The following is a 15232-nucleotide window of genomic DNA, read 5'->3' as shown; positions in this document are numbered from 1 at the left end:
AATGTGATGAAGACAATTTTAAAATATAAAACATGCTATATACTGATCATCAGTAGCCTTTTTATCGCATCCTGTAAAAAGGACTTTCTAAACCTAACACCACGCGACCGATTCTCGGACGAGAAAGTTTGGCAAGATCCTGTTTTAGCGGAAAAGTTTATCAGCGACATCTATAACGCATTCGAGAACAGCAATTCAGGTTTTACGGAACAGATGCAGGCATCAGCAACAGACGAAGCGATCTGGAACCATACAGATGCATTTTTATTGTTAAATACCGGCAACATCACCGGAGCAGCTTTGGGCTGGGACGGCACTTCAAGATGGTGGGAACGCATGTATAAATATGTTCGATTTTGCAATATTGCCATTGAGCGGCTTACCGACGCTGGCAAAAACGGTATTGGGGACCAGGTTGTTAAGAACAAGCTCTTAGCTCAAGCCTACTTTATCAGGGCTTATTGTTATCATCAATTATTGCGTTACTATGGTGGTGTCCCGATAATAACAAGCAGTTACGCATATACAGAGGACCCCACCACATACCAGATTAAAAGGAATACCTACGAGGAATGTGTCAACCTGGTTGTTAAAGACTGTGATGAAGCGTCTAAACTACTTGGTAGCGAAAAGTTGGACAAAGGCCGTGTGACAGCTTTGGCGATTTTGGCCCTTAAATCCAGAATGCTACTCTATGCAGCAAGCGATCTTCATGACAACGCGAAATTGACGGCAAAAGTTACCGATCTCAGTGACCTGAAAGATAAACTGCCTTTATTATGCTACATGAGCGGTTCACAGCAGGAACGGTATAAACAGGCCCAGGCGGCGGCCAAAGCCGTGCTGGATGCCGGAAGTGGATATAAACTCAATCTCTCGGCTCCGGTGTCAGCCCTGGAAGGTCGAGCCAATTATAAAAGCATGGCCATGGGCGGCGGAAGCAAAGCGCCCGGCATAGATCCGGCCGGCGCCACTGAGCTCCTTTTTGCACGCTATTATATTACAGAAAGCAGTTCGTCCCATGCCCGGGACAATGGTCCAAATGGCTATAGAAACTGGGGTGGCAACCAGCCGCTCGGACGGTTGGTGGATGACTATGAAATGGCTGACGGCAGTAAATTCAGCTGGAGCAACCCCGCGCAGAAATCCGCTCCTTATAAAAATAGAGATCCGCGTTTTTATGCTTCCATTCTATATGATGGTGCCGACTGGAAGCCAAGGGACAAATCGGGTTATGGATTTGATCCCGCCAATCAGATCCAGACCGGTTCTTATGATCTGATCGTAGACGGGAAATTGACCAAAGTTTCGGGACTGGATACCAAGCAAAGTTCGATTGAACCACATAACGGGACCTGGACCGGATACTACATCCAAAAGTTTATTGATCCGGATCCGGAGATTGTCGATGCCCAGGGCAGGCAATTTGTTCCCTGGCCCTATTTCAGATATACCGAAGCGGTATTCAACTATGTTGAAGCCAGTATTGAACTGGGTGAAACCGGCCCGGCCAGAGATTGGTTGAATAAAATCCGGTTCCGGGCAGGTATGCCTGCTATTACGGCAACGGATCAGAATACACTACGGGAAATATATCGGCATGAACGCCGGATAGAAATGGCTTATGAGCAGCAACGTTTTTTTGATACGCGGCGCTGGTTAATTGCGGCTGAAACTTTGGGACGCAAGGTGACCATCATCAAAGTTGACGGAACATTCAAACCCGGAAAATCGCTATCAGGTAACTATAGATATGACGAAACCATATACGACTATACCTATACACCTCAGGAATTCAACACCAAAGAAGACCGTACATGGAAAAATCAGCTTTATTTCTTACCGCTTTCGCGGGATGAGATCAGAAAAAACCCTTTATTGGTTCAGAATCCGGGTTACATTGAATAAAAAACAAACCGGGCTTCTGTTTATATATTTAATTATTCGTTTTAAAGGCGTTTCCCATGGGAAACGCCTTTTTTGTCTTTATGCTCAAGTTAAAGGAAAATCCCAAGCCCCCTTGTAGCTACCTCTCCTTTCAGCTTTAGCTAAAACCATTAAAACTTATGATTTAGCCCGAATTGTATGATCTGATTGATTACGGGAAGCAGTTCTTTTCCCATATCTGTTAGCGTATATTCCACTTTTGGCGGGATTTCCGCAAAAGACTTTTTATGCACGAATCCCTTATCACATAAAAACTTCAGCTGACTGATCAGCATCTTTTCACTGATCCCCACGATACAGCGTTTCAGCTCGCCATAGCGGATCGTCCGTTCATTGATCTGGAAAATAATCAGCATGGTCCATTTGCCACCTATGATTTCAAGCGTTTTGCGTAGTGGGCAGTTTTCGTCCGAAATATTTATATTCATTTTATCTAATTGACAGTCAGCTATTCTTAATCTGAGGTAAGTACCCTACTTATAGGTAGGTACTTGTATATTAGTATGCTAAGTTAGACATTTGTAGCATCTTTACACACTTTTAAAATTAGAAATGATATGTCAAAAAATGTAATGATTGTTCAATCCTATTTTGATGCTGTAGCCAAAGGAGACTTTGCTACAGTAGACAGCTTATTTGCAGCTGATGTCGTATGGCATCAACCAGGCGAAGGGATTCAGTCTGGAACCTATAGCGGAAAAGAGGCCGTATTCGCACATTTGGGCAATTTTATGAAATGGAGCAACGGTACTTTTGCTATTGATGCAATTGATTACCTAAGTAGCAATGCCAACCTTGTCACAGCTGCAATCCATTTCAAAGCAACCGGGGAAGATCAACAACTTGCCATGAAAGGTATAGACCTATTGCGTATCGAAGAAGGCAAGATCAAAGAAGTCTGGTTGTTTTCGGAGAAAATTGAAGACGAAGATGCGTTCTGGAACAATGCTGCAAAAAAGTAGTCTATTTAAAGCGGGAACGCGATTGACCATTCTCGCTTTATAACACCGTTTTTCATGCCCGCAACAATTTTTCCACCAAAAAATATAGTTCATCCAGATCAAAGGGCTTTGCCAAGAATCCATCTGCCCCACAGTCTCTGGCGGACTGTTCGCCCAATAAGCTTGCCGACATTATGATCACGGGCAACTGGCTGAATTTTTCCGAATTGCGAATCTCCCGTACGATTGTATCACCTGAGACCTGCGGCATCTGGAGATCTGTAAGCAATAGATCAGGCCTAACGGCATCTATAAGGGGCATTATTTCCATGTTTTTTGTTGTTGCGATAACATCGGTTTTATCATTCGTCAAGGCTAGAGCTAATACATCTAAGATTAGGGGCTCATCATCGCAAATAATTATTTTTCTGCTCATCTTTGATTGTTTAGTGCCACCGCAATGATTGAGAAAATATAGGTTTATATCATCTTACTTTGAGATTTCATAAGATAGACAATAGGTTAACCTAAATAGTTCTAATTAAATAGCCCTATTTTTTTGTCAGCAGCAAAAACGAAACGCGGAGGACTATATAATGCCCTGCAGATCTGTTGTTCGGAATAGGAAAAACTACTGACTGAGGTTAGTAGCGTTGCGGTGATCCACTACCTCCGTGATAAGAGCGGTAAGCGCCACAAGCTTTGCTTCAATCATAAAAATTCGATCTATATCCTCCTGATGAACTTGTATATTTCAAACCACAGTACCGATACACTTGCGACAGCCAGCGCTATAGCCAATTCAGATCCACTCAGGGCTGTCACCTCAAAGAAAGCAGCAACCGGCCTACAGTACAATATGACAAATAGCAGGATAAGCACAACACAAGAGATCCCCAACAGTAAAAAATTACGATTCTTAAAGCTTTCGACTATGCTATAATAGAAAGAGCGGTTGGCATAGCTCAACAATATATTTGCAAAGATCAAGGTACAGAAAACCATCGCCCTTGTTTTTTCTTCGTTCCCGCCATGCTGGGCAGTAAACTGATAGCTAAATAAGACTCCAAGCGTGATCACTATCCCTTGGATAATGCTTATCCCCAATTCACTGATACTCAAAAAAGTCTTTCCCATTGCTCTCGGAGGTTGTTTCATCGTATTTTTTTCGATGGGTTCATTCTCATAGACAATAGAACAGGTAGGCCCCATGACGAGTTCCAGAAAGATCACATGGACAGGTGTAAATATCTGTGGATAGATCCATCCCAAAAATAAGGGTAAGGATACCGTCAGAATAATGGGAATATGAATGGAAATAATATACTGCACAGCCTTTTTGATATTGGTATAGATCCGGCGACCAGCAGCGATGCCAACAATAAGTTTCTGCAAATCATCATTGGTGATGACCAATGCCGCCGCTGATTTAGCGATTTCGGTACCCTTATTTCCCATAGCCACACCGATATGCGCTGCTTTCAATGCTGGACCGTCATTTACGCCGTCTCCGAGCATAGCCACGACCTCACCACTCTTTTTCAGTGCATTGACGACCGCAAGTTTGGCGTCGGGAAACATGCGGGTAAATAGTGTTGTGCGCTCAGCTAGCTTTATGATATCATCTTCGGTATTCTCAACGATTTCGCTACCATTTACAGGTATAGTTTCATTGATAATGCCTGCTTGCAATGCAATTGCCTTTGTTGTTTCGGCGTTATCGCCGGTAATCACCTTTACCTTGATCCCCGCAGCATAGATTTGCTGAAAGACCTCCTTTATCCCCTCTTTGGGTGGATCATAGAACACCGTGAGCCCTAAAAAAGCAAACTTAAAATCCTGCTGTTTCGCAGGGAAGTCATTTCCTTCAAAATTTGCTTTGGCGACACCTAGAATCCGATATCCTTGCTGAGCAAAAGTGTTAATCACCTCCCTTATCTTACCTCGATCGGCTTCGGAGAGCTGGGAAACACTGAGTATCGCCTCGGGTGCCCCCTTGGCCGCAATGATCCGCTCATGCTCACTATTTTCAAAAAGGTGGGTCATCATGGGCGGCCTGCCCTCCAGCGGGTATTCATGAAAAAGTTGATAACTCCTTCGTAAATCATTTTTTTGCGTTTTTTCGTATATTTTATGCAACGTGATCTCCATGGGATCAAAAGGTACAGGCTCGCTGCTCCACATTGCATAGTCAATAAGCTCATGAAGTGCTTCGTGCTCAAATTCACCTTCAGCATACACCTTATTAGAATGATAATCATACAGGTTTTTTAATTGCATGATATTGGCTGTGATTGTACCTGTTTTGTCGGTACAGATTACTGTGGTACTCCCCAAGGTCTCTACAATACTGCTCCTTTTGATGATAATACCCTCGCGCATGAGCTTCCATGCCCCCAGGGCCATAAATGTTGTAAATGCGACAGGAATCTCCTCGGGTAGTACAGACATCGCCAATGTCAGCCCATTGAGCAGGCTCCCTACGATATTGTGCGTATCCAAATAACTAAACAGGCAAACCAACAGGAAAATAGCGAGTCCAACGATTGCCATTGCTTTGACAAATTTCTGGATCTGGATCTGCAAAGGCGAGATCTCTTCTTTTATCGTTCGAATGGATTCGCCAATTTTGCCGACGCGCGTTTCCTTGCCTATCTTTTGTGCCTGAAAAACAGCAAGTCCCGACACTGTTATTGTGCCGCTGTAAACTAAATTATCGGTTGTCGTACTATCCTTGAACACGGAGAAACTCTCTCCTGTGAGGGACGACTCGTTCACCGAAAAATCGTTGCTGTGCACTATAATTCCATCTGCATTTATCATGCGCCCTTCTTCTGTGACGCAAAGATCACCTACAACAATTTCCCGTGTTGGAATCTTGACCACCTGCGCATCGCGGATGACCACACTCAGGGGCTCATTGAGTTTTTCAAGCTCTTCCAACGCTTTCTTGCTACGGTTGTCCTGATAAAACGAGATCCCAGTGACCGCCACAATTGCTACCAACATAAAAGCTGCTTCAGCATAGTCGCCCACAATCACATAGATCAGTGAAATAACAATCAGTAAGATCAGCATGGGCTCTTTCAAAACTCCCAAAAGCAATTCCAGCCAGGTACTTTTATGGCCTGCCGCCAACTGGTTAAACCCATATTTTGTCCTAGCCTGATTTACTTCCTCCTGGCTGAGACCTTTAAGATGGCTGGGGATATTATATCTCATAAAGAAATTGCTTAATATAAAAACGGTTATCTACTGACTCTATAAGAAAACACGATTTTTTAGAATATGTTCGTCAAAATTTCACTTTTATAAAGTGGGTTTTAGTTTTTCTTAATTAGTTATATAGTTTTCATAATCGACGGTTTGATACGTTAAAGTTAGGTTTATAATAATTTTCAGGCCATGATCACCGCTATTCTTTGCTATGATCCTTATCACTTTCCGCTGAGGAGTAACAATTTATTTTAATACATTTAAGCTGGGCAACGGATACTCTGCTGTGCTGATGTCATTATTTATTTTGATCAAACCGGGCTTCCAGTGGCTTGTCGAATTGGTAAATATCGGTGTACAACGTAGGCTTACCGTTTTTTATTAGGCAGGTCAGGTAAGTAATTATAATCGGTATGGGCTTGCTCAGTACAAAATCTTTCTTTTCGTAAGATAGTATTGCGTTCTCAAGCGCTGAAATTTTGTATTCTGAACCATCATATGATAATAGCATAGCGGCGAGGCGGTCGGCATTTTCCACACGTACACAGCCATGACTGAGTGCCCTTTTCCCGCGACCAAAAAATTGCTTCTGAGGGGTATCATGGATATATACCGCATGCGGATTCTGGAATCTAAATACGACTGCACCCAAGGCATTGTCCTGCCCAGATGATTGCCTTATACTGTAGCTATAAGGATTTTTAGCGATCTGTCTGCGTGTTGATGCATTCACGACGACTTCATTGCCCGATGCGTCATAGACGGTGTAATTATGATCAGCGAGATAGCTCCGATCTTCCAAAATTTCGGGTAGTATTTCATTGAGGAAAATACTTTGTGGCACCCGCCAGTCGGGTGCCGTTGAAAAGTAATTGATTTCGCTTTCCAAAACAGGCGTTTTTGTTGCGGGCTTTCCTACCACAACCTTAAAGTCGGATATCTCGTCTCCCTGATGAAATTCCAGTGTATAGGAAGGGATATTTACCATGATATAATTGTCACTTTGGGTGCTAATCCACCGAAGACGTTCCATATTAATGATGATCTTGCCCAATTCCGCTTGAGCAGTCATACCATTATTCGCAGTATAGGAACGATCCAGGTAAGCCTGAAAATCACTGTAAGCTTTGATCTTTGGCTGGGCCTTAAGTATTGCTCCCTGAAAATCCGCCTGCATTCGGGCTGTTGACAATAGCTCATCCGCGCAAAATCCATTGATTCTGCTGCTATCAAGGGTAGATGAATCGTACAGCGGATTATATTTTCCAAAATGAAGGTGATTCATAAAGGTAATAAGGCCATCTGTCAGCAGTATATCAAACGAGGCTTTTTCCTTCTGATTCTTTTCGGAAGGAAAATCCCGCCATTGTTTTAACTTTTCAAATGAAAGACTTTCCAAATGGTAATCAGCGCGCGACAGTCCATAATGGTCAGCCCGTGTCAGCAGAGCGAGTGCTATTTCCGATTGATCCTGCCTTTGTAGGCTATCTGTCCAGCTATATCCTGAATAATTGTCCGTGTAGAACCTGGCGACCGATTTTGGGTAATTCAGCTTGGACAGATAGATATTGTCCTTTAGCGCTGTTGAGATTTCTGCACCTATTTTTATATCCTGCGCGCAGATCGCAGCGGAGAGAATAGAGAATAAAATAACTACAAAATACTTAACCGCTCTCATGATATCTAATTTTCATCTCCATCTCTGCATTTGTCTTCGGATGGACAAACCTTCGAAATGATCAATTAATACCCTACAAAGTTCTGATTTATAAATCAATATACCTTATATAATATCAGCTAATTTTTATATAATTGGTAGTAAATGTACAGGAGTTATCTATATTCTTATCAGCTTCAAAAACTATATTCAGCACCTATAGCAATATACCTAGGCAAAAGCCGATATTCGGTGATGCTACGGTAGGTGTCCGTCACCACGGCATTTCTGAACTGGCGTGTATTCAGTATATTTTTTGCGGTGATATCAAACCGAGTCCGGATCTTTTTGGCCTCGTAAAAGACCGAAAAATCGGAAAAATAATACGTTTTTGCATCAGTACCGAGAAAATCACCAAAACGGTAGGACTCATTTTTCAGGTTTGCCTGCAGCCCTTTACCCATATTCAAAAAGACATGCATAAAAGCCTTGGTATTTTTTAGCTGATCCCTTCGTTCACTGGTATAAGCGGTAGATTGTATGCTGTAGCCCGTGTAGATATTGACCCTTGACCTCCATGCACTTCGGAATGATAGCGCATACTCCTGTGCGAACAGCTGTATCTGGCGTGCACCCACGCCAACGACCATGGCCTGATAACCCGAAGAATTACCGCCAATATCCAAGCGGATATTTCCGCCCAAGGTCTTTACATAATAATTGAGCTGCAATTTATAAAACCTGTCTTTTCTGTCTTTGAGTAAGATCTTGTCATTCAGGTTGTAGTTGACGCCAATATCGTTCTGATTGCTGATGTAATCAAACATCGTGGTATAGCCCAGGGAAAGGTTAGCAAAAAAACGGTCTGTCATGCTCCCATGCGTATAGGTCAACATACCCTCAGAGCTGTTTAATGTCGCCATCTTATCCAATCCCTTGATAAAGCTGCGCAGCCCAGTGCTGTAATAATTGGGAACAATATCCAATAGCTCCGTATTTTTTTGTTGAAAGGAAAGTTGGGCTTCTAATTTTCCCTTTGGGTACAGCATCCATTTCCCCGATAGCCCTGGTGTGATCAGCCAATTATTTCTGTTCTGGGTATCTCCGCCCCGGTCGAGACGACTATGTATATACCAGGCTTGTACTTTTGGTGTCCACTCCCATTTCCCTTGCTTTACCGTATACTTCGCTAGGATACCCGTTTGATTGGACCGCAGGTCAATCTGATTGGAAAAGCCTGCAGGATGGATCGGGGTATCATTTTCCCGGTTTAGGGCAAGTACAGTTTCGAGCTGTTGCTCCTTATATTCGTTGAGCAGCGCGACTTCCATAAAATTTCCGTTTTTTGCCCGCCGGACATAGTGCGATGTCAGGCCAAGGTAATCCAGGTTATTTTCGATATGTTGGCTCACGGCCGCGATGTTCCCGACCTGAAAGAGGTCTTCGTAATAATACTTGTCTATGCTATAATCGACCGGAGACCGCTGACGGATCCAGCGTGCTGAGCTGACGAGAACCTCACGTTCGGAAAATTTATGCGTATAGCTAAGATTGTGGCTGGTCAGGTTTCCTTTACTACCCGTTAGTTCGGTACTGCCGATGCCATTGAACAAGAGGTTACCTACATCCTGTTTCTGGAGCGATCCCAGATTACCGGAGTAGGTCAGCGTGGATTTCTGATTAAGATCATACTGCAGTTCCCATTTCGAAAAATAATTGTCGATATGCCTGTTGAATTCATAGTTTTCGGTATTGGTAAATTGCAGATCCTCGATATGGTAATCCTGTACCATATTTCGGTAGAAGGATTTCTTTGTCGGATTGACAAAGCCGAGCCACTTGACCTTCAGCTTTTTCGTCGGATTCAGAATGGTATTGAATGAAAGCAATTTATCGTTGTTGAAATTCGTTCTTTTGTAATCAAAGTCGGGAAAAGCCGGCATGTTGTCGATCAGCGTGGGTGTCACCGCTCCTGCGCCGATCTGTCCCGGTTCGTCGGTCTGGCTTGAATACAACAGGTGATTGATACTGCTTACGGCATCAACACCATTGTTGTTGGCCGCTCCCAGTAGATAATACTTATTTCTCTTGCCAAAATTCATTAAGCTGGCGCTCGCCTGATAATACTGTTTTCCGGCCGGGGTGGCCGAAACTGCGACCGATCCCACCCATTGATTCTTACTGTCCTCCTTGAGCTGGATATTAAGGGCGATCTTATCCGAATTCTCGATCCCTTTCAGATGTTTGTTGTTGGAATAACGTTGTAGAATCTGGATTTTATCCACGGGCTGTACCGACATATGCTGTGTCAGCAGCCGATAGCCCTTTTCAAAGAGGTCATCGCCTTCGACCATCACCTTCTCGACCTCCTTATTACCGACCTTGATACTTCCGTCGCTACCGACATTCAGTCCCGGGATCTTCTTTAATAAATCTTCGACCGTACGTTCATCACCCTGCAGAAATGATTTTGCACTCAGCTCAATTGTATCCCTCCCGAGCATATAGGGGCGCTTTGCATGGACAAGTACTTCGGCCAGGCGCTCTATCCCACCCGCAATCAGCTGCACATTGACTGTTGTATCGGGCCTACGGATATCAATTTCCCGTTCGGTCGGCACATAGCTCAATGCCTGAAAGGACAGAACCTGCGGTCCCGGCTGTTTTGCAGCCAGGCGATATCGCCCCGCTCCATCGGTAAAGGTATAGGCCAATAAACCCGAATCCCGCGATAAGCGCAGCTCTACCCGTACACTGCCGACAGGCTGTCCATTGGAAGTCACCGATCCATGGACGGATAGCTGAGCCTGTGCATGTGACAAAATAATGCCGGGCCAAAGGAACAAAAACAGTAGATACCTATTCATTTACGTTTTTCTGTTCCCATTCATACACTTGCTCCACGGTGCCCCTAGCCTTGGTTCTTTCCTCGATAACAACCTCGCTGGCGGGAAATTTACTCTCCAGAATCCGCTTTTTCTCTTCGGAGATGGTCTCATATTTACTGATATATTCCTGCAGCGTCAATTTAGGCAATGCGTAGACGTAGGATTCCTTTACGGGGATATCACCGGCGTATGGATATCCTATTTCTTTGAGAATCCAGTAATTGGGGTTTGCGCTTTCGTTATACAGCATGACGATGAGCCCGGGCAGTCCGCCAAATTTGTATGGCCCTATCGGTACCGGAATGCTGTTGGTATAGTAAGCGATCAGTGTTGTACCCCGATAATTCGCCGTAGCCTTATGGCATACATATTTTCCCAGGGTATCGGTACTGCTGTAGTTTGTATTCCAGATCAGATCTGGGAACTGATCCTTGACCAGGTAATTGACACCCTCCAGTGAGCGTGTTTCCAGTATTTCCTTATCGTCATTTTTTTGGATGATCACCCGTCTGAAATTTTTGCCTACATCGAGCGATAAAGCAAATATACTTCCCGGATCCTGATCCAGGGCATCGGTATTGGTATCCCGTGCAACGGGAAGGGAATCGCGGACAACAGTTTTTACGCCATTTTCAGCATACACATGCTCCCGAAAGGTTGCAACTCCGGAGGGGATATATTCATAAACGGCATGCAGCTTCTGAGCCTGCACACCCCAGACCGAACACAACAATAAACAAACTAAAAAATAAGATCTCATAACACTGAAAGATGTGAAAGTGAACCCGGAGGTCCACTTTCGGATTTAAATTTTCTGATGATTAACTTTAGCAGCTAGACGATTAGTTGTAATAAGCGTTGCTACCGTAGGTATCCGTCAGCAGTTCCTTCATACGGCAGAAGAAACCACCACAGCTGGAATAATTACCGCTGATCGTTACCGAACCGTCATACTGTCCGCCCACGTAGTAATCAATTCGGAATGTACATCTGACTTTCGATGAATTGGCGGTTTTGATTTCCACCATTTCAATGCGTCTTGTACCGTCCGGTGAGCTGTGGACCATTTTCGGTGCTTCCACCTTTTCGCTTACCGTTGTAGCTTCAATAGCTTTAGTTTCAGCTGTTTTGTTTACAGCTGCTTTTCCTGTACCTGCAAATGCTGCCGATGACATCACCGCCACCGCTACCGCACTCATGAATAGTTTTTTCATTTCATTTTGGTTTAATTTTGAACATGCTATAGAGCAGACCTACGCCCTATTTGATGATAAAAGTATGGTGTAGGATCATGTGAAAAAATGACCCTTTAATATTCGTTAGGACTGCTTCACGATTCGCGATATTAATATATATATCCGTTTGGTTACAAAAAATAATGATGGGACTATATGCTGCTGATAAGTACAGGTCACTGTGGCATATTGGCGGGTCATACTATTATTAGCCCTGTGAGATTGTTTCCCTCGGTGGATTGAAAACAAAAAAGCATTCCAAAACAAAGAGCGATGGTATTTTGTTATCTTCTCAAAAGTGAATATAAACGCGGAAACAGATAATTATGGCAAAAAAACAACAGAACACCAAACAGGAGGTTGCAAACTTTCTGGGAGAAATGATTTCATTTAGAAATGCGTTAAAGCTAACCCATTGGTCTATAACAGGCAAAGGGAGTTATGAAGCGCATATTTCCCTGGATCAGGCTATTGAATCCCTGATCGACATTACAGACAGGTTGGTCGAGACAACTTTTTCTTTAGAAGGTACACTGAATATCATTATTCCTGAAACTTCAAAACCCGCCAACTATATTAAATATATTGAGGACTTTTATAAGCAGGTGGAAAGCAAGCGGGAAGGATTATTTAAAGAAACTTTTTCCCAATCCATTATTGACGATGCACAGGAAGCTGTCCAGCAATTATTGTTCCGTCTAAAACGGTTAGAATAACGCTGGAGACGCCTTTTTGGCTATGATATTAAATCAAAAGCCCTTCCAGAAGAAGGGCTTTTGACTTTTGACTGTCGACCAAAATAAAGTTAATTGGCCGGAGATCGTGTTATTGAATTATCCTGATCTACCCGCAATTCCTTTAGCAAAATATCCCTAACCATATTTCGCATTCTTAAGTCATCTATTGCAGATTTAACGATCTTTATGTTATAATATGCATCACTTTCAGATTCGCGCCTGATCTTTTCGGTGAACGCTTTCGCCTCTCCTTTATAACGGATTACGATATTGGTTTCCTTTTCAGCGATTTTTTTGATGGTCAGCGTCCAGACAAGTCCATATGCTATAATGGAAAGAGGTTTTTTAGGAGGTATTACTGATGCTGTCTTATCCTTTAGCTCATATTCATATAACATATAAATACTGGGTTTGTAAGGATCAGTTTTAGCTTCCGACAGGAGCCGTTCGTATTCCTTTTCGTTATCGACGAGCAGCTGGGTATTTGTGTTGCGCTCCGTGATTTCAAAAGCGGCGCTGCTATCGTTTTCATAAATTGAGGTAAGACTGGATGAGTTACTTTTTCCCAACCGTGCTGCCAGTTCAGGCATTGCTTCTTTGACACGGTCAAAACTTGCCATTAACTTGACACTATAAAATTCAGGACCAGAATTTTGTCCACTAAGCTTACTAACGGCTACGAAAAAAATAACGACAATAAGGGCATACTTGTTCATCTGGTAATTTTATTTAAGTCTTTAATGGGTTATGGTCTAAAGATAAAAATTAAATAGCAGATTACATGACTTTTTACTGATCCTCCACAGCAAACTTATCTAATCCGACAACATAAGTACCACGATGCACACTTCGGTGATCGCATAATTCCACGCTCGCCGTTTTGCTTTGGGAGCCAGATCAGCAATAGATACAATAATTGGTTGTTGACGATAAATTTCGAAAAAATAATTTAATAAAACTAATATTTTTAGTAATAAATATAAGTATGGGATCTTAGGCCACTGGCCAAAATCTGGTCCATCGGAGGGAATGTTAATAATATATTTTTATACTAAAACAGGCGTGTAAATATATTTTTAGTATATTTATATATTAAATAACAGGTATCTGCACTAAAAAATTCAGGTTATGAAAATTCTCTTAACTGGTGTTACAGGTTATATCGGAAAACGTCTTTTGCCTGTACTGTTGGAACAGGGACATGAAGTTATTTGCTGTGTAAGAGATAAGAATCGTTTTGATCCATCGGCAATCTCGGATCAAGTTCAAATTATTGAAGTTGACTTTTTGAATAAAGAAAGCCTAAAAAATATTCCGCTTGAAATAGATATCGCTTATTTCCTAATCCATTCGATGGCTACACAATCAGGTGATTTCCAACAGATGGAAGCCGATTGCGCGACCAACTTCAGCAACTTTATTGAAAAAACCACGGCCCAGCAGATCATCTATCTGAGTGGAATAATTAATTCCGATCGATTGTCCAAACATCTCGACTCGCGGAGAAACGTTGAGCGCATATTAGCAAGCGGACGGATTCCTGTCACAACACTGCGGGCTGGTATCATCGTTGGCTCGGGAAGTGCATCTTTTGAGATCATACGAGATCTGGTAGAAAAACTCCCCATTATGATTACACCCAAATGGTTGCAAACCAAATGTCAACCTATCGCCATACGCAACGTGATCGAATTTATGATCGGTGTCATCGCTAATCCACAAACATTTAACCAAAGCTATGATATTGGCGGTCCCGACATCCTGAGCTATAAAGAGATGCTGCTGCAATATGCTGCCGAACGAAAACTAAGGCGACAGATCTATGTTATCCCACTGATGACACCTAGGCTCTCCTCCTACTGGCTTTATTTTGTTACTTCGACTTCCTATCACCTGGCCAGAAATCTGGTGGATAGCATGAAAGTGGAAGTGATCTGTAAACCCAATAATCTGGCGAACGAGCTTGGGATCAAGTTGATCAATTACAGACAATCGATACAATTGGCTTTTCAAAAAATTGAAAGCGACAATGTGGTGTCTAGCTGGAAAGATGCACAAACCAGTAAAATTTTAGCTGGGGGTCTCACCCGGTTACTCGAGGTACCCAGTTACGGTTGCTTTAAAGATGTCCGTAAGGCTCCGCTCCAAAATAGTGAAGCCTCATTGACCAAAATCTGGTCCATTGGTGGGAATTCTGGCTGGTATTATGGCAATTGGCTCTGGAAAATCCGTGGGTTCATGGACCAATTAGTCGGTGGTGTGGGGATGCGAAGGGGACGAAAAAACAAAAGCGATCTGGCTGCAGGTGATGCACTTGATTTTTGGCGCGTGCTGATCGCCGATCGAAAGACCAAAAGATTACTGCTTTATGCGGAGATGAAACTCCCGGGAGAAGCCTGGCTAGAATTTAAGATCGAAGATAATATCTTGCTACAGACGGCGACCTTTAGACCCTTGGGCATCGCTGGACGGCTCTATTGGTATGCTGTATGGCCTTTTCATGGCTTTATATTTAGGGGCATGATAAACAGGATAGCTAAACCTTAAAAATAAGAATTCACAAGTTATGATTTATTAATCTCTTGGAGTACGAGCCAAGATAAGGTAAAAT

General features: G+C 42.9%; 12 protein-coding genes. 4 read left to right on the top strand and 8 right to left on the bottom strand.

Annotated features, from left to right (window positions below):
- The first annotated feature begins 6 nt into the window (after window positions 1-6).
- Window positions 7-1908, top strand: a complete 1902-nt coding sequence (locus HMAT_RS05485) for a RagB/SusD family nutrient uptake outer membrane protein (RefSeq protein WP_104381770.1) — start codon at window positions 7-9, stop codon at window positions 1906-1908.
- A gap of 149 nt (window positions 1909-2057) precedes the next feature.
- On the opposite strand, the gene HMAT_RS05480 is transcribed toward HMAT_RS05485, so the two are convergent.
- Window positions 2058-2375: a helix-turn-helix domain-containing protein gene (locus HMAT_RS05480; RefSeq protein ID WP_104381769.1), complete on the bottom strand. Its 318-nt coding sequence runs from the start codon at window positions 2373-2375 to the stop codon at window positions 2058-2060.
- Window positions 2376-2504: 129 nt separating this feature from the next.
- On the opposite strand from HMAT_RS05480, the gene HMAT_RS05475 reads away from it, so the two are divergent.
- Window positions 2505-2909 (top strand): nuclear transport factor 2 family protein, encoded by a 405-nt coding sequence (locus HMAT_RS05475; RefSeq protein WP_104381768.1) that lies wholly within the window; start codon window positions 2505-2507, stop codon window positions 2907-2909.
- A 52-nt stretch (window positions 2910-2961) separates the two neighbouring features.
- Here the strand turns inward: HMAT_RS05475 and HMAT_RS05470 are convergent, their stop codons facing one another.
- From HMAT_RS05470 to HMAT_RS05445, 6 genes are all read right to left on the bottom strand, one after another.
- Complete coding sequence (locus HMAT_RS05470) at window positions 2962-3324, bottom strand: response regulator (RefSeq protein WP_104381767.1); 363 nt, start codon at window positions 3322-3324, stop codon at window positions 2962-2964.
- Window positions 3325-3614: 290 nt separating this feature from the next.
- Window positions 3615-6110, bottom strand: coding sequence for a cation-translocating P-type ATPase (locus HMAT_RS05465; protein ID WP_104381766.1), 2496 nt, complete (start codon window positions 6108-6110; stop codon window positions 3615-3617).
- 292 nt (window positions 6111-6402) lie between these two features.
- Window positions 6403-7782 carry a L,D-transpeptidase family protein gene (locus HMAT_RS05460; RefSeq protein ID WP_104381765.1) on the bottom strand — a complete coding sequence of 460 codons (1380 nt, stop codon included), beginning with the start codon at window positions 7780-7782 and terminating at the stop codon, window positions 6403-6405.
- Between the two features lie 176 nt (window positions 7783-7958).
- On the bottom strand, window positions 7959-10628 hold the full coding sequence (locus tag HMAT_RS05455; protein ID WP_104381764.1) for a carboxypeptidase-like regulatory domain-containing protein: 2670 nt from the start codon (window positions 10626-10628) through the stop codon (window positions 7959-7961).
- Window positions 10621-11409: a GLPGLI family protein gene (locus tag HMAT_RS05450; RefSeq protein WP_104381763.1), complete on the bottom strand. Its 789-nt coding sequence runs from the start codon at window positions 11407-11409 to the stop codon at window positions 10621-10623. The genes HMAT_RS05455 and HMAT_RS05450 overlap by 8 nt, the downstream gene beginning before the upstream one ends.
- An 82-nt stretch (window positions 11410-11491) precedes the next feature.
- Window positions 11492-11863: a hypothetical protein gene (locus HMAT_RS05445; protein ID WP_104381762.1), complete on the bottom strand. Its 372-nt coding sequence runs from the start codon at window positions 11861-11863 to the stop codon at window positions 11492-11494.
- A gap of 347 nt (window positions 11864-12210) precedes the next feature.
- Here HMAT_RS05445 and HMAT_RS05440 point away from each other — a divergent pair, with 347 nt between their 5' ends.
- Window positions 12211-12600 carry a DUF5856 family protein gene (locus HMAT_RS05440; protein ID WP_104381761.1) on the top strand — a complete coding sequence of 130 codons (390 nt, stop codon included), beginning with the start codon at window positions 12211-12213 and terminating at the stop codon, window positions 12598-12600.
- 89 nt (window positions 12601-12689) lie between these two features.
- On the opposite strand, the gene HMAT_RS05435 is transcribed toward HMAT_RS05440, so the two are convergent.
- Window positions 12690-13337, bottom strand: coding sequence for a hypothetical protein (locus HMAT_RS05435; protein ID WP_104381760.1), 648 nt, complete (start codon window positions 13335-13337; stop codon window positions 12690-12692).
- Window positions 13338-13749: 412 nt separating this feature from the next.
- On the opposite strand from HMAT_RS05435, the gene HMAT_RS05430 reads away from it, so the two are divergent.
- The gene (locus HMAT_RS05430) at window positions 13750-15168 is read left to right on the top strand and encodes an SDR family oxidoreductase (protein WP_104381759.1); all 1419 of its coding nucleotides are present in this window, start codon (window positions 13750-13752) and stop codon (window positions 15166-15168) included.
- Window positions 15169-15232: the final 64 nt, after the last annotated feature.

Source organism: Sphingobacterium sp. HMA12, assembly GCF_002933815.1.
Taxonomy (GTDB): domain Bacteria; phylum Bacteroidota; class Bacteroidia; order Sphingobacteriales; family Sphingobacteriaceae; genus Sphingobacterium.
Note: the sequence above shows the minus strand (reverse complement) of the source record. Positions and strands in the feature narration are given on the sequence as shown.

Coding starts and splice junctions, on each gene's coding strand:
- HMAT_RS05435 (WP_104381760.1), bottom strand. CDS start 13,337: ATGAACAAGTATGCCCTTATTGTCGTTATTTTTTTCGTAGCCGTTAGT.
- HMAT_RS05450 (WP_104381763.1), bottom strand. CDS start 11,409: ATGAGATCTTATTTTTTAGTTTGTTTATTGTTGTGTTCGGTCTGGGGT.
- HMAT_RS05475 (WP_104381768.1), top strand. CDS start 2,505: ATGTCAAAAAATGTAATGATTGTTCAATCCTATTTTGATGCTGTAGCC.
- HMAT_RS05460 (WP_104381765.1), bottom strand. CDS start 7,782: ATGAGAGCGGTTAAGTATTTTGTAGTTATTTTATTCTCTATTCTCTCC.
- HMAT_RS05470 (WP_104381767.1), bottom strand. CDS start 3,324: ATGAGCAGAAAAATAATTATTTGCGATGATGAGCCCCTAATCTTAGAT.
- HMAT_RS05440 (WP_104381761.1), top strand. CDS start 12,211: ATGGCAAAAAAACAACAGAACACCAAACAGGAGGTTGCAAACTTTCTG.
- HMAT_RS05480 (WP_104381769.1), bottom strand. CDS start 2,375: ATGAATATAAATATTTCGGACGAAAACTGCCCACTACGCAAAACGCTT.
- HMAT_RS05445 (WP_104381762.1), bottom strand. CDS start 11,863: ATGAAAAAACTATTCATGAGTGCGGTAGCGGTGGCGGTGATGTCATCG.
- HMAT_RS05455 (WP_104381764.1), bottom strand. CDS start 10,628: ATGAATAGGTATCTACTGTTTTTGTTCCTTTGGCCCGGCATTATTTTG.
- HMAT_RS05430 (WP_104381759.1), top strand. CDS start 13,750: ATGAAAATTCTCTTAACTGGTGTTACAGGTTATATCGGAAAACGTCTT.
- HMAT_RS05485 (WP_104381770.1), top strand. CDS start 7: ATGAAGACAATTTTAAAATATAAAACATGCTATATACTGATCATCAGT.
- HMAT_RS05465 (WP_104381766.1), bottom strand. CDS start 6,110: ATGAGATATAATATCCCCAGCCATCTTAAAGGTCTCAGCCAGGAGGAA.